Source organism: Paracoccus benzoatiresistens (genome assembly GCF_026913015.1).
Lineage (GTDB): Bacteria > Pseudomonadota > Alphaproteobacteria > Rhodobacterales > Rhodobacteraceae > Paracoccus > Paracoccus benzoatiresistens.
Genome location: NZ_JAPTYD010000004.1, coordinates 99,927 through 116,211 on the forward strand (window position 1 = coordinate 99,927; position 16,285 = coordinate 116,211).

A 16,285-nucleotide genomic window follows, 5' to 3' on the forward strand; every position below is an offset into this window, starting at 1 on the left:
GCTCACGCTAGGGGGACCATCGCATCCGCGGCGGGCTGCTGGGCCGTCAGGCGCCGGTGGATCGCCAGCGCCTGGCCCACCACCTGATCCATGTTGTAGTAGCGATAGCTGCCAAGCCGCCCCGCGAAGATCACGCCCGGTTCCGCCGCCGCCAGCGCGTCATAGCGACGGAACAGCGCCTGGTTTTCGGGCCGGGGGATCGGGTAGTAGGGATCCCCCTCGGCCGAGGGGTATTCGTAGCTGATCGAGGTTTTGGCGTGCTGCTGCCCGGTCAGGTGCTTGTATTCCGTGATCCGGGTATGGGGCACGTCCTCGGCCGGGTAGTTGACGACGCCGACGGGCTGGAACTGCGGCTGGTCCAGCGTCTCGTGCCGGAAGCGCAGGCTGCGATAGGGCAGCGTGCCGAAGCGGTGATCGAAATAGGCGTCGATCGGGCCGGTATAGACCACCAGCCTGCCCTTGTCGGCGGGTTCCAGGTCGTGGAAGTCGGTGCCAAGCGCAAGCTCGATCCTGGGATGGTCCAGCATCCGTTCGAACATCCGGGTGAAGCCCTCGCGCGGCATGGCCTGGTGCTTGTCGGTGAAATAACGGTCGTCGGTATTGGTCCGCGTCGGCACCCGCGCCGTCACCGACTTGTCCAGCTGCGACGGGTCCAGCCCCCATTGCTTGCGGGTATAGCCCTGGAAGAAGGTTTCATAGAGTTCCGTGCCGATGGCGTTCACCACCACGTCGCGCGAGGTGCGGATGTCGCGCACGGGCTGCGCCTGCCGGGCCAGGAAGGCCTCGGCCTCGGCCTCGGACTGCATGTCCAGCCCGTAAAGGGCGTTCAGCGTCGTGCGGTTGATCGGCATGGGCAGGGACTTGTCGCCCACCCGCGCAAGCACGCGATGCTCGTAGGGGCGCCATTCGGTGAAGCGGCCCAGCCAGTTGAACACGTCGTCGCTGTTTGTGTGGAAGATGTGCGGCCCGTATCGGTGGATCAGGATTCCCGCATCGTCCAGGCAGTCGAAGGCATTGCCCGCCACATGGGGCCGCCGGTCCACCAGCAGCACGCGCTTGCCCGAAACCTCGGCGAATTGCCGCGCCAGCACGGATCCCGCGAAGCCTGCCCCGCAGATCGTCACGTCGTGCTTCTTCGCGCCGCGCAGCACCGGGGGCGTCGGCAGCTTCACGACCGAGGCGGAGACCGGATGCTTGCCCAAGGCCCGGTCCAGATGGGCCTGCATCCGCTTGAAGGTCCTGTCCCAGCTGAGATCGGCCAGCACCCGGTCAGCCGCATCTCGCCATGCCTCGGGACGGCCACGCTGCGCCAGCGCCTCTTCGCAGGCGCGCAGGAAGGCTGCGGCACCGTCGGCGATCCGCACGGCCGCCACCTCGCCGTAATGGCGCACCACGTCGCGCACGGGCGTGGACACCACCTGAACGCCGCCCGCCAGATATTCGGGCGTCTTGGTGGGGGATATGAAGCGCGTCGCCTCGTTCATCGCGAAGGGCATCAGCGCCACGTCCCACCCCGACAGATAGGCGGGCAGCTGGTTATAGCCCCTTTGGCCCAGCCAGTGGATATTGGGCGCGCGCGGCAGATCCTCGGGGCCGATCTTGGCCAACGGGCCGATCATCACGATCGACCATTCGGGATGCGCCTGCGCCAGGGCCGCGACCAGTTCCAGGTCCAGCCGTTCGTCGATCACGCCGTAATAGCCAAGTCGGGGACCGGGCAGCCCCGCCTGATCCTCCGGTTCCGCCAGCCCCTTGCGCGCGCGCGCGAAATGAGCCGTATCGACGCATGAGGGGAAGGGATGGATGTTGCCGTGCCGGCTGGCCTTCGCTTCGTAGATCGAATGGCCGCCGGTGAAGACCACATCCGCCGCCTTCATCAGCGCGGCTTCGTTCGCGGCCAGTTCGGGGGGCGCAAAGCGGAAGGCCGACAGCTCGTCCATGCAGTCATAGACCACGGCGCCCGCCTCGACATGGGCGGCAATGGGCCACATCATCGGCGTATAGAACCACAGGACGGGCCGGCGGATGCCCGCAAGCCCCATCATCTGGTCCAGAAGCCGCGACAGCGCGCGGGCCTGATCCTCGGGCGACCAGCGGGCGGGGATGCGGGGGCGGACCGACTGGACCGTCGTGCCCTCGAAGGCGTGGAACTCCAGATAGGGCAGGTGATGGTCGGTGGGGATGGCCTCTTCCCAGAAGAACAGGCGGTAGTCGCCGGCAAAGCGGGACATCAGGTGCTGCGGGCGCTGCAGCACGAAATCCCAGCGGAGATGCGAAAAGCAGATCAGCGCAGGCCGGATTGCAAGCGCAAGGGGGGTCAGGGTCTTGGCATCGTTCATGGCACCATCCTTGCATCGCGGATTTCGTTGAGCTTCCGGGCCAGCACGGCCATGCTGGGCCGCCAGCCCCATCGGGACAGCGCGACATCGCGCGTGTCGTAACGGGCGTAATCGCGCAGCAGCATATCCAGGACCTCGGCGAAATCGGCGCCCTCATGGGCGACGGCGCCGGTCTCGGGCGTGATGAACTGCAGCCCGCAGGACAGCCGGGCATTGGCCAGGACCGGCAGGCCAGCCAGCTGGTATTCTGTCAGGATCGCGGGCGCGCCGTCATCCACGCCGCAGACCACGCCCACGCGGGCGCGGTTGATCTGGCGGTTCACCTCGTCATGGGAAACGCCGGGGGGACCGACGATCTCCAGATCAAGCCCCTCGCGCGCGGCTCGGTCGCGGAACTCGTCGGCCTGATGGCCATAGCCCACGACCAGCAGGCCGCGCGTGCCGGGCCTGCGCGCCATGGCGTCGAACAGGATGTCGTGGCGCTTGTAGGGCTGTGCGCAGGCCACATAGACCACGTCCCGGTCCTTGTCCGCGCCCGTCGGAAAGAACGTATCGCCCGAGGCGAAGGCGGGGCCGATCGGCAGCACCAGCGTCCGCGCGCCGGGCACGCGCGCCTCGATTTCCCGCGACTGCCAGTCGGCGCCGGTCAGGAACAGGTCGAACCGCGCGGCCAGGTCGTCGGGGATCCGCAGCGCGGGCGCGTCGATGGAGTTGTAGATCTTAAGCGACGTGGCGCAGGCATCCAGCAGCGCCGCGTCCACCCCCAGGCCCCAGACACAGAGGATATCCGGCGCGCCCACGGCCCGGATGAAGTCCACCGCATCGGCCGAGGCATAGGGCGCGGAACCATCGGCGCGGAAGACCCGCCGGACCAAGGCGGGATTGTCGGGATCGGGCGTGCCGTTCGGGCGCCCGACATCGCGGTCCGCTTCGCCGTCGCGGCCAGCAAAGCTCCATATCTCGGCATGATCGGCCATGCCGTCTGCAACAGCGGACAAAGGCAAACGTTCCAGGTAGCCACCCACGACGTCGATCCTGTCAGGCCGACCGCGGCTTGCGGGCGACGTGCTTGCGTTCCAGAAGCCGGGATCAGGCGGAAATTGCGGAACGCTGGGCGGAACCTGCGAGCAGAAATCGGAAACCGCAGCGATCCAACCGGGCATATGGGGACATCCAACACAAAGGGCAGGTGTCAACCATCAGCACCGCAGAGGGTTGCATTGATATTTATCAGTGCCTGGCCGCCCCCCTTTTGCCAGCGATGCCAGATCGGGGTGGTCCCTGGCAGCGTCCCGCAAGGTCTGGCCCTCGGCCGCAGCCTGCCAAGCGCGGCGGATCGCCTGGACCCCCCCAAAAAAGGCCCGTTCGGGTGTCCGTGGATGCCGCCGCCACGCCCAGCAGGCGCCAGATCTTCTGGTTAGGCGCGGTGGCGGCGGTGCAGGCGCATCTGGACAGATCCACCCCGCTTTACCGCCACCATCCAAGCTAAAGGGGCTCACGCCGCGCGGGACTTGCGTTCCAGGGTGCCGCGGGTCAGCCGGTCGACCAGGATTGCCACCGCGACGATGGCGAGGCCCGCGCGCAGGCCAAGGCCCATCTCCATCCGCGTCAGGCCGCGCGTCACCTCGGCCCCGAGGCCGCCCGCGCCCACCAGGCCCGCCAGCACGACCATGGCCAGCGACAGCAGGATGCACTGGTTCAGGCCGACCAGCAGCGTGGGCAGGGCCGCCGGAAGCTCGATCTTCCACAGGATCGTGCGGGGCTTGGCGCCGATGGCCTGGCCCAGTTCCTTCAGGTCGTTCGGCACGCCCCGAAACGCCAGCGTCGTCAAGCGCAGCATCGGCGGAATGCCGTAGACGATGGTGGCGATGATCGCGGGCACGCGGCCCAGGCTGAAGATCATCACCGCCGGGATCAGATAGACCCAGGGCGGCACGGTCTGCATCACGTCCAGGACGGGGCGCAGCGCCGCCTCGACGCGGGCGCGGCGGGCGGCCAGGATCCCCAGCGGAAAGGCGACAGCGACGGCAATGGCGACGGCCACGACCACCAGGGCGATGGTCTGCATCGATGCCTCCCACAGGCCGGCCAGCCAGCAGAAGCCCAGGCAGAAACCCGCAAGGATCGCCACCCGCAGGCCCGCCGCGAAGAAGCCCGCGACCACGACAATGGCGATGACCGCAAAGGCGGGCAGGACCAGAAGGGCGGATTCGATGCTGCCCAGGACGGTTTCGATGATGCGGGTGATGATGGCGAAGAAGCCGTGAAAATTGGCATTCAGCCAATCGACAACGGGGGCCAGGACGGCGCCGGGATTGAAGTCCATCACGATTTCCTCGCTGCGGCTTGGGTCATGCGGTCCAGAAGCATGGTCAGCACCACGATGGCGATCGAGGCGTTGATCGAGGTCGCGATGTCCAGGGTGCGGATCGCGCCATAGATCGTCTCGCCCAGGCCACCCGAGCCTACGATGCCGGCGATGACCACCATGCCGAAGGCCATTATCAGGCTCTGGTTGATGCCCGCCATGATGGAGGAGATCGCAAAGGGCAGCCGGATCTTGAGGAACATCTGCGCCCCGCTGGCGCCAACCGCCTGACCCAGCTCCAGGAACTCGGCCGGGGTCTGGCGGATGCCGAGCGCCGTCAGGCGGACCGCCGGCGGCACCGCGACGATGACGGTCGCGACCAGCGCCGTCGCGGGACCATAGCCCATCAACGCGATGGCGGGCAGCAGATAGATATAGGGCGGCAGCGTCTGGACCAGGTCCAGCGCCGGGGTCAGGGTGCGGTCAAGACGCGGCATCAGCCCCGCCATCACCCCCAGCGGAATGCCGATCAGCAGCGCGATGACACTGGCCGCGACGACCAGCGCCAGCGTCTGCATCGTTTCCGGCCACAGGCCCATGGCGGCGCAGGCGGCCAGCGCAATCGCGCCGCCGGTGCCGAAGCCCCAGCCAAGGACGCGCCAGCCGACCAGCCCGCCGACAAGGGCGATCACCCAGAAGGGTGGGAGCATCAGCAGCCACAGGACGGCGTCATACAGCCCCTCCAGCACCATGCGGATGCCATCGAAGATGAAGGCGGCGTGGTCGGACAGCCAGAACAGCGCGTCATCGACCACGGTGTCGAAGGTGGTGACAAAGCTTTCCATGCCGCCCCCCTATGCCGCCGCGCGGTTGTCAGATTCGCCCCGCACGCCCAGCAGCAGGCTGCGGGTCGTCACCACCCCCACGGTGGTCCCGCCATGCCCGATCGCGATGGCATCGCTGCCCGTTCCGGTGATCTTGCCGATCAGCGCATCAATATCGGCCTCGGGCGAGCAGCGCGGCAGGCTGTCCGGCGACAGCCCGGGGGACTGCCGGCACCATTGGTCGAGCGGCATCATCACCGAATGCGCCTTGACCAGATGCAGGCGAGAGATGCCGGCGACGAAATCGGCGACATACTGGTCGGCCGGGTTCATCACGATCTCCTCGGCGGTGCCTTCCTGGATGATCACGCCGTCCTTCATGATGGCGATGCGGTCGCCGATGCGGATCGCCTCGTCCAGGTCATGGGTGATGAAGACGGCGGACTTGCCCAAATCCTTGGTCAGCTGGCGGAACTCGTCCTGCAGTTGGCGGCGGATCAGCGGGTCCAGGGCACTGAAGGGCTCGTCCATCAGGATGATCTCGGGGTCGGCGGTCAGGGCGCGCGCCAGGCCCACGCGTTGCTGCATCCCGCCCGAAAGCTCGCGCGGATAGCGCAGCTTCCAGTCCGACAGGCCGACCTTGGCCAGGGCGGTCTCGGCGGCGCGGTTGCGTTCGTCGCGCGGGATGCCCTGCACTTCCAGCCCGAAAGCCGCGTTTTCCAGCACGGTGCGCTGCGGCAGCAGGGCCACGGACTGGAACACCATGCCGATGTGGCGGGCGCGGGTTTCGCGAAGTGCGGCAGCGTCCAGGGTGGACAGGTCGCGGCCCTTGACCCTGACGGTGCCAAGGCTGGGTTCGATCAGGCGGTTGAGCAGCCGGATCAGGGTGGACTTGCCGGACCCCGACAAGCCCATGATGCAGAATATCTCGCCCCGCCGCACCTGAAGCGTCGCATCAGCTACGCCCACAACGCAGTTATATTCCTTCAAGATTTCCCGCTTGGTCAGGCCGCGTTCGGTGATAGACCGGATCGCCTCTTTGCTGCGTTCGCCAAAGACCTTCCAGACTGACTGGCAGTCGATCAGAACCTCGTTGCTTTCCATATCCACCCTGTTGTTCTTGTTGACAAGGAAACAGGCGGCCGCCTGGACCGCCCGGATGGTGTCAGTAGGACTTGATGATGCTCCAGCGCTCGACCAGGTCGGCATGGGCCGTGGTCCAGTCAGCGACGGCCTCGTCCATGGTCTTGCCGTCGTTCACGGCCGCATTGATCGCGGTGATGTCGGCCAGGGGAACATAAACGCCTGCGATGACCTCGCGCGCCTCGGGGTTCTCGGCCGAGAAGCCGTCCCGCCCGATCCAATAATAGCCCTGGGCCGGGGCGAAGATCCCCTTGGGGTCGGCCAGGAACTTGGTGTCGTATTTCTGGACCATCCAGGACGGTTCCCAGACGATCACGGCGGCCCATTCCTGCCGGTCGGTGGCCGCCTTCAGCGCGGCGGTCATGGCGGCGGTGCTGCCTTCGACCAGTTGCAGATCCAGGTCGTATTCGGACACCACATCGGCCGCTTCGCGCATCACGCCGGCGCCCGGCTCGATCCCGATGATCTTGCCGCCGAACTTGTCGGCGTTCTCGTTCAGCTGCTCGATGGAATCGACGGGCACGTATTTCGGCACCGCGATGCCCTGGTACAGCCCGTGCGACACCGGCGAAATCTTCTCGAGCCGGTTCTTGTTGCGCTGCCAGTAATCGTTCGCGGCATAGTCGATCTGCGAGACCATGATCTCCACGTCGCCCTTGGCCAGGGCGGCATAGGCGATGCCCCATTCGGAAAACTCGGTCACCTCGACAGTATAGCCCTTGTCCTCCAGCGCCTTCCTGGTGATGCCGGTGATCGGGGTCAGGTCTTCCCAGGCCATGGTGCCCATCTGGATGACCTTGTCGTCCTGCGCCAGGGCCGGGGCGGCAAGGCCCCAGGCGACGGCGCCCGCCAGGACCGCATTGAAGAACGTGCGCATGGTATCCTCTCTGTTTATCCAATCGTCAGGCCGTGACGATCCGGCGCCGCGCGAGGCGCGCGGCAAGCGGGGTTCCGGCCCGGTTGCTGGTTGTGATGATCGGGTCGGCCTTTGCCGGCCCGTCCGGAGCATCCCCCTCTCCGGCTGCCAGCGGTTATCCCCCAACAGTTGCCGCTGCGGCAAACGAGAATATCCTGCGGCGGTGCATTAGAAATTCTAGCGCAAGGACGCGCAGATCAGCCCTGCTGCTTCAGCGACGCCAGCAGGTGATCCACGAACCCCGCAACAGCGGGACGTTTCAGGGATTTCTGCCGGACATTCAGGAAGTTGCCGCGCCCGATGGTCAATTGGCCGGGATGGGCCAGCACCAGCCTGCCGTCCCGGATCGGGGCGCGGACCATGTGCTGCCAGCCCAGCATCACGCCTTCTCCGGCAAGGGTCGCGGCCATCAGAAGGTTGACCTTGTTCGTGGACAGGCTCGACGGCCGCCCGGCCCAGGCCGCACCCTGCGCCTGGAACCATTCCTTCCAGCCAAGGGGCTGCCAGCCGATGGCGTCGGCGGACCAGTGGCGGTCGTGCAGGTGCAACAGGTTCACGCGGTTCAGGCCGCCGGGGTCGTCAAAGGGCCCATGTGCCGCCAGGAAATCCGGGGTGCAGACAGGCTGGGCGACCTCGGGGAACAGGAAGTGCAGTTCCTCGCCCACCTCGCAGCGTTCGTTGCCGCAGAGGATCGACAGGTCCACCTCGGAATAGTTGCGCAGGGTGTCGTCGGCGTCCGACGCCAGCACGACGAAGCCGATCTCGGGGTGTGTGTCGCGGAAGCTGTCGATCAGCGGCTTCAGCCAGAAGCTGGCCATTCCGTCGGTGGCCGAGATGGTGATCGTCTCCGGCCCCTCGTCCCCCGCGATGACCGACACGGCGGCGCTGATCGTGTCCAGCCCGTCGGTGACCGCGGCGTAAAGGCTGATGCCTTCCGGCGTCAGTTCCAGCGCATTGTGCTTGCGCAGGAACAGGTCCACCCCAAGCGCGCGTTCCAGCAGGCGGACCTGCTGGCTGATCGCGCCCTGCGTCACGTTCAGCTCGCGCGCCGCAAGCGTGAAGCTGAGGTGCTTGGCCGCCACCTCGAACGTCGCGAAAGACCCGAGCGAGGGCAGATAGCGGCGCTTGATGGGCGGCATGGCGGCGGGACCCCCTTGTTGACGGGGGATCATTCTAGCCGCGCTTGCCATTCTTTCCAGCGCATATAGGCATTGGCGCCGATGGTGTCGAAGGGATGGGGCGGCAGGCGCACTGGTTCCGCCTCGGCGGTGAAGAAGGCGGTGATGTCGCTTTGCCGGCCCATGGCCAGTTCCGCCGCGCCGATGCCGGTCAGCGTGCCCCGCGCGGTGCCAAGCCCGTTCTGGACGCAGGCCGCGAAAAGCCCCAGCTCCAACTCCCGCATGACCGACACGTTGTTCCGCGCCAGGCACAGGTGGCCGGACCAGGAATATTCGAAGCGGATGCCCTTCAGCATCGGGAAGCGGTCGTCGAACTTCCTGCGCATCGCCCGCACGGTGCGGGCCAGGTCGCCCGCGCTGGTCTGCATGCTGGGCCGGTAATAGCCGCCCTGCCGGATCACGATGCGGTTGCCGCCCTGCGCCGGGCCGATGCGGCGCACGGTGGTGCCCATCGGATCGGCAGGCGTCGCGCCCCAGAATTCACGGCCGCCAAGCGCGCGGATGGCGTCAGGGTGCAGTTCCTCGGTCATGCAGGCGTTCAGCATGACATGCATCAGCCGCCCGCGCTTGAAGCCGAAGCTTTCCAGGTGGCCGTTGTTCGCCATGATGACCCTGGGCGCGCGGATTTCGCCCCGCTCGGTCGCCAGGCTCCAGCCGTTGGCGCTTTCGATGCGCGTGACGGGTGAGTTCTCGTAGATCCGCACGCCCTCGCGCTCCAGCCCTGCGGCAAGGCCCTGCACATAGCCCGCCGGTTGCAGCATCGCCGTCCCGGGGGTGTAGAGACCCCCCTGGTAATAGCCGGACCCGGTGATCTCGCGCATGGCCTGCGCGTCCAGCATCTCGTGCGGCTCCTTCAACTCGCGAAGGTGCGCCGCATAGTGGATGTTGCCCTCGATGCCGGGTCTGGATGCGGCGGCGTTGATCTTGCCGGTCCGCTGGAAATAGCCTTCGGGAATGCCATAGTCCTGCACGGCCTGGCCCGCGAAGTCGATCGCCTTCCGGTTCAGCCGTGTCAGCTGCCGGTCGTGGCTGTCGCCCGCCCCCGCATAATCGCCCGAGGTCAGCTCGTGCGGCAGGTCGATCATGAAGCCCGAATTGCGCCCGGTGCCGCCTTCGGAAATCCGCGCGGCATCCAGGATGGCGATGTCCAGGCCGGGATCGATCTGCTTGATCCTTCGGGCGGCGGACAGACCCGCGAAGCCGCCGCCGATGATGGCGATGTCGCAGCCCGCCTGCCCTTCCAGCCGCGCGCGGGGCGCGACGGGGGGCAGGATCACGCTCCACCCGGCGGGGCCGTTGAAGACGGGCGTGCGGCTGGCGTCGTGCCGGGCCATCAGTCTAGGCCTGTGTCCGAGTGGTCGGTCAGGTCCAGCCAGATCGTCTTCAGCTGGGTGTACTGGTCATGGGCATGGACCCCGTTGTCCCGCCCGCCGAAGCCCGACTGCTTGTAGCCGCCGAAGGGGGTGGTGATGTCGCCCTCTCCGAAGCTGTTGACCGTGACCGTGCCGGCCCGCAGCATCCGCGCCCCGCGCAGCGCCCGCTTGCCGTTGGCGGTGAAGATGGATGCCGCTAGCCCGTATTCGGTGTCGTTGGCGACCGTGATGGCCTCCTCGAAGCTGTTGACCTGCACCACGGTCAGGATCGGGCCGAAGATTTCCTCGACCGCCAGCTTGGAATCGCGCGCAGTTTGGACAATGGTCGGCTCGATGAAGCCGTTGGCGGGCGACTTGCCGCCCAGCAGGATCTTCTCGGACTGCGCGGCTTCCAGATAGGCGCTGACCTTGCCGAAATGCGCGGGGCTGACCAATGCGCCGACACGCACCTGCGGATCCAATGGATCGCCCACGATCCACTCGCGGGCATGGGCATTGATCCGCTCCATCAGCCTGTCCTGGATGTCGCGGTGCACGATCAGGCGCGACCCGGCGGAACAGTTCTGCCCCATGTTCCAGAAGGCGCCGTTGACCACATGGGCCGCGACGGCATCCAGATCCTCGGCATCGTCCAGCACGATGCAAGGGTTCTTGCCGCCCAGTTCCAGCACGACCTCCTTGAGGTTGCTTTCCGCCGAATAATGCAGGAAGCGGCGGCCCGTCACCGTCGATCCGGTGAAGCTGACCATGTCCACGTCGGGGTGGCGGCCCAGCGGCTCGCCCACATCCGCACCCGAGCCGGTGACGACATTCAGGACGCCGCGCGGCAGCCCGGCCTCGACCGCCAGTTCCGCCACGCGCAGCGCGGTCAAGGATGTCTCGGCCGCAGGCTTGACCACGACCGAGCAACCGGCGGCAAGCGCAGGCCCGATCTTCCAGGCCAGCATCAGCAGCGGAAAGTTCCAAGGCAGCACCAGGCCCACGACGCCCACAGGCTCGCGCACAATCATGGCTATGTGGTTGTCCGATGCCGGGGCCACCTGGTCATAGATCTTGTCGATCAGTTCGGCGTGCCACCTGATGACATGGATCGTTTCCGGCACGTCCACCGTTTCGCAGTCATAGATGGTCTTGCCCGCGTCCAGGCTTTCCATCACCGCCAGTTCGCGGGAATTGCGTTCTATCAGCTTGGCCAGCCTGATCAGCACTTCCTTACGCTGGGCCGGGTGAATACGCGACCAGCGGCCATCCTCGAAGGCCTCGCGCGCCTTCTCGACGGCCAGATCCACGTCGGCGGATCCGCAGGCGGCCACTTCGGCCAGAACTTGTCCCGTGGCCGGGTTCGTGGTGGTGAAGGTCTTGCCGCCGATTGCGGGGCGGAAGCCGCCGTCGATGAAGGCGTTCTGCGGCAGCACCAGCGATGCGGCGATGGACTTGTATTCCCCGGTGGTCAACAGATCGCTCATCTCAGTTCCCTTCCATGATCGCCTTGACGGTGGTTTTCAGCGTGCGGATCACCTGTTCCAGCGCGCGCTTTTCATCCTTGCTCAGCCCCTTCAGCGGCGGGCGCATGGGGCCCGCGCGCAGGCCCGTGACCTCGACCCCGTGCTTGACGCACTGGATGAACTTGCCGCCCTGTTCCAGGACGCGCATCAAGGGCAGCATGGTCGACATGATCCGGCGGCCCTTGTCGAAGTTTCCATCGACCGCGCAGGCCCGATACAGCGCGATGTGCTCCTCGGGCAGGAAGTTCGACCCCGCGCAGATCCAGCTGCGCGCGCCCCAGGCAAAGAACTCCAGCGCCTGGTCGTCCATGCCGCAGGACATCTGGATATGCGGATAATCCCGCGCCAGCAGGTGGACGCGGTTGATGTCGCCCGAGCTTTCCTTGATGCCGATGACGTTCTTCGACCGGCCCACGCGGTCCAGGAATTCCCGGCCCATCTCGACCGACATCCGCCCGGGATAGTTGTAAAGAATGATCGGCAGGTCGGCGGCGCGGTCGATGGCCAGCGCGTTCAGCGCGTTCTCCGTCTCGGTCGGGACGGAATAGGGCGGCGTGCCCAGCAGGATCGCGTCCGCGCCCATCGCGCGCGCGCCCTGGGCAAGGGCGATGCTGTCGGGCGTGCGCATGGCGCCGGTGCCGACGATGACGGGCACCCGGCCATTGGTGCGCTCGGTGATGAAGCGGGCCAGTTCCAGCCGCTCCTCGGCCGTTTCGGCATAGTTCTCGCCGGTCGATCCGCCCGAGATCAGGCCGTGGACGCCGGCGCCGATCAGGCGCTCGATCAGGTCGGCCAGCGCGTCCAGATCGAACGACCCGTCCGCGTGAAATGGCGTGATCAGCGGGGTGTAGATGCCTTCCAGCACCATCCGGGGGGTCATGGGCGCGGCCTCCTGTTGGCAATCGTGATTTCGCAACTGCTACGCCCTGGCCAGCCCTTGCCGCAAAGGAGAATATTCTGGAATGCTGCATTAGAAAAACTATGCAGAGGGCGGCGATGGACCAGGATGGCGTGGCGGTGGTGATCGGCGCATCGGGCGGCATCGGCGCCGCGCTGCTGGAGGGTTTGCAGGCAAGGGGCCGGTTTCGCTTCGTCCTGGGCCTGTCGCGGCCTGAACTGGACCTGACAGACCACGGCAGCATCGCGCAGGCGGCGCGGCGGGTGGGTGCCATTGGCGCGCCCGGCCTGATCATCGTGGCAAGCGGCCTCTTGCACGGTCCGGGGATCGAGCCGGAAAAGACCATCCGCAGCCTGGACCCCGCCGCCATGGCGACCGCCTTTGCCGTCAACGCCATCGGCCCGGCGCTGGTCCTGCGCGATTTCCTGCCGCTGATGCCCCGCGACCGGCGGGCGGTGTTCGCCGCCTTGTCGGCCAAGGTCGGCAGCATCGGGGACAACCGGCTGGGGGGCTGGTATTCCTACCGCGCTTCCAAAGCCGCGCTGAACCAGATCATTCGCACGGCGGCGATAGAGATGCGCCGCACGCATCCGCAGGCCATCTGCGCGGCCTTTCATCCCGGCACTGTGGCGACGGGGCTGTCGGGGAAATTCTCCAAGACCGGCCTGCAGGTCCAGCAACCGGCCGAGGCCGCCGCCGCGCTGCTGGACAGCATCGACCGGCTGACCCCCGAACAAAGCGGCAGCTTCCTGGACCGCTTCGGCGCCCCGATCCCCTGGTAGGCTTGCGCTGGCGCCTTGATCCGCCGCATTCTGCGCGCATGGATTTGCCCCTTTCCCCCCTCTCCCTGTCTGCCGAGCAAGCCGAGGCGCTGACCGCGCTGTATCGCCGCGGCACGCCTGCCAACACGCTGCGAGCCTGGGAACGCGACCTTGCCTATATCACCGCCTGGAAGCAGGCGGCCTTTGGCACCCCGCTGGACTGGCCGGAAACCGAGCCCGTCGCGCTGCGCTTTCTTCTGGATCATTCGCAGGACCTGACGGATGCCCCTGGCGCCGCCCAGGACGCGGCGCTGGCGCTGATCGCGGCGGGGCTGCGCCGGTCGCTGGCCTGCCCCGCCCCCGCGACGCTGGACCGGCGCATCGCCAGTTGGCGGGCCTTCCACCGGATGCAGAACCTGGCCTCGCCCTTCGAGACGCCGCTTGTGTCGCAGGCCCGCGCCCGCGCCCGTCGCGCGGCGGCGCGGCCACGGGCGCGCAAGTCCGACAACCCCATCACCCGGCCGGTGCTGGAGGCGATGCTGGCCACCTGCGACTACAGCCACCGGGGATTGCGCGACAAGGCGCTGCTGATGCTGGGCTGGGCCTCGGGCGGGCGGCGGAGGTCCGAGATCTCGGCCCTGAACCTGGACGACGTGGACCGGCGGGAGTTCGAGGCCCAGGGCCTGCTGCGGATCCGGCTGCTTTCGACCAAGACCACCCGCCCCGACATGGCGCCCCGCCTGCCGCTGAAGGGCCGCCCGGCCCGCGCCGTGATGGCCTGGATCACCGTGGCGGGCATTGAGGGTGGCCCCCTGTTCCGTCCCGTCAGCCTGTCCGACCGCGTGCTGGAACGCCGCCTCGGCCCCGAGGGGATCCGCGAGGTCGTGCGCCACCGGCTGGTTCTGGCGGGCTATCCGCCCGACTTCGCCAGCGCCCACGGGTTGCGGTCCGGCTTTCTGACGCAGGCGGCGCTGGACGGCGCCCCCCTGCCCGCAGCCATGGCCCTGTCCCTGCACCGCAGCCCTGCACAGGCGCAGCGCTACTATGCGGATATCGAGATCGCGGACAATCCGGCCGCCGACCTGCTGGGATAGCGCCTCGCGCCCGGTCCGGGAACGCCCCACCCCTCCCCGGTGTTGACCGGGGGCAAGGCATCAGGAAGGAAAAGCGCATGAGCAAGGCCACACTGACACTCGACGGCCTGCCGCCCCTGGAAGGGACGGCCGAATCCGGGGGCGACTACATCCGCTTCCAGACCGATGCCGGGATCGGCGCCGATGAACTGGACCGCCTGCACAAGGGCCAGATCGAGATCGACGGCAAGACCGAGAAGGTCATGCTGAAAAGCGCCCAGCCTCACGGGGAAGCCGAGGATGCCCACGGAAAGATCGAACTGACGCTGCAGCGTTTTCAGCCCTCGTCGGTTTGACCAACGGCAGTTGCGGGGTGCCCGTCACTCGCGGAGTGTCCATGATTGACTGCCGGGCGTGCCCTCGGAACCGGCCAGGCCGCCCCGCGCCCGGCGGTCTCCAAGGCCGCTCGGCGGCATCGAGATCCCGACATGCACCCGCTGGAGGCCGCCTGCATCTCAGCCGAGCGCGGGGAATGGTCGAGGCCGAGCCGGACGGCACACTGCGGGACGCGGGGACTAACGCCCCGTGATGCCCTCGATCGGATGCGGCGGAACCGGGCGCGTCACCAGATAGTTGCGTCGCTTTTCGTAAAAGGCATTGCCGCCCGTCACCAAGACGTAATGCATGTTGTCATAGGGGAAGCGGTGTCCCGCCGTATGGAAGAACATCGCATTTCCGACCAGGGGATGGCGTTCGCCGCGCAGGACGGACCGGGCGGCCTCGCGCACCTTTGGCGCAGTCTTGAGGTTCATCTTGCGCTTCATGATGCCGGGGGCGAACTGGTTCTTCTGCCCGACGACGCCGCAGACCGACCGGGGATACTGGCCGGATTGCACCCGGTTCATGACCACGCTGCCCACCGCGACCATGCCATCGCGGCTGGACCGGTTCGATTCGAAATACATCGCCCGTTCCATGCATTCCTGCTCGGACATGCGATGCCCGAAGCCGCAGCCCGCCAGCACCAGCACCACGGCAAGGGAAAGCCCCGCCCGAAACCTTGGGATCATCGTCATCGCCTGCCCCTGCCTGCTTGTTGTTGCAGTAGGCTTAGCAAGAACCGGGACGCCGCCGCAAGCTGACGCCCTTAGGCACTGTCCCTTGCAATGACGCTTTCGACCTCGGGGGCGGCTATGAACCGCCATGCCCTGCGCGGGCCCGCCATGACGTTGAGGTAATACATCTCGAAACCGTGGGGCGCGCCGCAGGGATGGTGGCCGCGCGGCACCAGCACCACGTCGCCGTCCCGAACCGCCATCATCTCGTCCAGCGCGCCGTCGTCGGTATAGACACGCTGGATGCCCCAGCCGTCGCGGGGGTTCAGGCGGTGGTAATAGGTTTCCTCCAGATAGGTGATGCGGGGAAAGTCGTCCTCGTCATGGCGATGGCTGGGATAAGAGGACCAGTTGCCGGCGGGCGTGAAGACCTCGGTCACCAGCAGGCTGTCGCAGAAATCCTCGGCCTCCATGGCGATGTTGTTGATCCAGCGGGTGTTGGAATCCTTGCCCCGCTGCGTCAGCGTGATGCCCTCGGGGCCGATCCGCCGCGCCGCGTGTCCGCCCCGGCCCGGCGCGCTGCAGACGGCGACGACGCAGTCCGTCGCGGCCTCGGCCCGCCACTCCTGGCCGTTGGGCACGTAAAGGCAGTGGGGCGGGGTCTTCTCGAAGACATCCATCCGCTCGCCCAGGGTGCCCCAGTCCTGCCCTGCTGCCTCCATGCGCGCCTTGCCCTCGACCATCACCAGGATCGCCTCGTTGTCGCCGGTCGCCTCGGCCGCCGTTTCACCCGCGCGCAGGCGATAGAGCGAGAAGCCCACGTATCGCCAGCCCGCCGATTGCGGCGTGATCTGATGCACCTTGCCATGGGTGCCGAAGGGTTTGCGAAGAAGATGGCTCATCCTGCCGCTC

15 protein-coding genes are annotated in these 16,285 nt (G+C 67.2%); 3 read left to right on the forward strand and 12 right to left on the reverse strand.

Going from position 1 to position 16,285, the window contains the following annotated elements; all coding sequences use genetic code 11:
* Positions 1 to 2: 2 nt before the first annotated feature.
* The 10 genes from glf to OU682_RS05155 form a co-directional block, all read right to left on the reverse strand.
* On the reverse strand, positions 3 to 2,339 hold the full coding sequence (gene glf, locus OU682_RS05110; RefSeq protein ID WP_268940996.1) for a UDP-galactopyranose mutase: 2,337 nt from the start codon (positions 2,337 to 2,339) through the stop codon (positions 3 to 5).
* Positions 2,336 to 3,364 carry a glycosyltransferase gene (locus OU682_RS05115; RefSeq protein WP_268940997.1) on the reverse strand — a complete coding sequence of 343 codons (1,029 nt, stop codon included), beginning with the start codon at positions 3,362 to 3,364 and terminating at the stop codon, positions 2,336 to 2,338. Before OU682_RS05115 ends, glf begins: the two co-directional genes overlap by 4 nt.
* A 470-nt stretch (positions 3,365 to 3,834) precedes the next feature.
* Positions 3,835 to 4,665: an ABC transporter permease gene (locus tag OU682_RS05120; RefSeq protein ID WP_268940998.1), complete on the reverse strand. Its 831-nt coding sequence runs from the start codon at positions 4,663 to 4,665 to the stop codon at positions 3,835 to 3,837.
* Positions 4,665 to 5,492, reverse strand: a complete 828-nt coding sequence (locus OU682_RS05125; RefSeq protein WP_268940999.1) for an ABC transporter permease — start codon at positions 5,490 to 5,492, stop codon at positions 4,665 to 4,667. Before OU682_RS05125 ends, OU682_RS05120 begins: the two co-directional genes overlap by 1 nt.
* Before the next feature lie 9 nt (positions 5,493 to 5,501).
* Entirely contained in the window at positions 5,502 to 6,575 is a 1,074-nt protein-coding gene (locus OU682_RS05130; protein ID WP_268941103.1) for a quaternary amine ABC transporter ATP-binding protein, read from the reverse strand.
* A gap of 61 nt (positions 6,576 to 6,636) precedes the next feature.
* Positions 6,637 to 7,491 carry a glycine betaine ABC transporter substrate-binding protein gene (locus OU682_RS05135; protein WP_268941000.1) on the reverse strand — a complete coding sequence of 285 codons (855 nt, stop codon included), beginning with the start codon at positions 7,489 to 7,491 and terminating at the stop codon, positions 6,637 to 6,639.
* Positions 7,492 to 7,727: 236 nt separating this feature from the next.
* Complete coding sequence (locus OU682_RS05140) at positions 7,728 to 8,669, reverse strand: LysR substrate-binding domain-containing protein (RefSeq protein ID WP_268941001.1); 942 nt, start codon at positions 8,667 to 8,669, stop codon at positions 7,728 to 7,730.
* Positions 8,670 to 8,698: 29 nt separating this feature from the next.
* A complete protein-coding gene (locus tag OU682_RS05145; protein WP_268941002.1) occupies positions 8,699 to 10,042 on the reverse strand; it encodes an NAD(P)/FAD-dependent oxidoreductase in 1,344 nt (447 codons plus the stop codon).
* Positions 10,042 to 11,547, reverse strand: coding sequence for an aldehyde dehydrogenase (locus tag OU682_RS05150; RefSeq protein WP_268941003.1), 1,506 nt, complete (start codon positions 11,545 to 11,547; stop codon positions 10,042 to 10,044). The genes OU682_RS05145 and OU682_RS05150 overlap by 1 nt, the downstream gene beginning before the upstream one ends.
* Before the next feature lies 1 nt (position 11,548).
* Positions 11,549 to 12,466: a dihydrodipicolinate synthase family protein gene (locus OU682_RS05155; RefSeq protein ID WP_371832205.1), complete on the reverse strand. Its 918-nt coding sequence runs from the start codon at positions 12,464 to 12,466 to the stop codon at positions 11,549 to 11,551.
* Between the two features lie 116 nt (positions 12,467 to 12,582).
* Here OU682_RS05155 and OU682_RS05160 point away from each other — a divergent pair, with 116 nt between their 5' ends.
* The 3 genes from OU682_RS05160 (at position 12,583) to OU682_RS05170 (ending at position 14,674) form a co-directional block, all read left to right on the forward strand.
* Positions 12,583 to 13,266: an SDR family NAD(P)-dependent oxidoreductase gene (locus OU682_RS05160; protein ID WP_268941004.1), complete on the forward strand. Its 684-nt coding sequence runs from the start codon at positions 12,583 to 12,585 to the stop codon at positions 13,264 to 13,266.
* A gap of 38 nt (positions 13,267 to 13,304) precedes the next feature.
* Positions 13,305 to 14,339: a tyrosine-type recombinase/integrase gene (locus tag OU682_RS05165; RefSeq protein ID WP_268941005.1), complete on the forward strand. Its 1,035-nt coding sequence runs from the start codon at positions 13,305 to 13,307 to the stop codon at positions 14,337 to 14,339.
* 77 nt (positions 14,340 to 14,416) lie between these two features.
* Positions 14,417 to 14,674, forward strand: a complete 258-nt coding sequence (locus OU682_RS05170) for a hypothetical protein (protein ID WP_268941006.1) — start codon at positions 14,417 to 14,419, stop codon at positions 14,672 to 14,674.
* A gap of 219 nt (positions 14,675 to 14,893) precedes the next feature.
* Here the strand turns inward: OU682_RS05170 and OU682_RS05175 are convergent, their stop codons facing one another.
* Positions 14,894 to 15,394, reverse strand: a complete 501-nt coding sequence (locus OU682_RS05175; RefSeq protein WP_371832206.1) for a cell wall hydrolase — start codon at positions 15,392 to 15,394, stop codon at positions 14,894 to 14,896.
* A 71-nt stretch (positions 15,395 to 15,465) separates the two neighbouring features.
* A complete protein-coding gene (gene iolB, locus OU682_RS05180; protein WP_268941007.1) occupies positions 15,466 to 16,275 on the reverse strand; it encodes a 5-deoxy-glucuronate isomerase in 810 nt (269 codons plus the stop codon).
* Positions 16,276 to 16,285 lie beyond the last annotated feature (10 nt).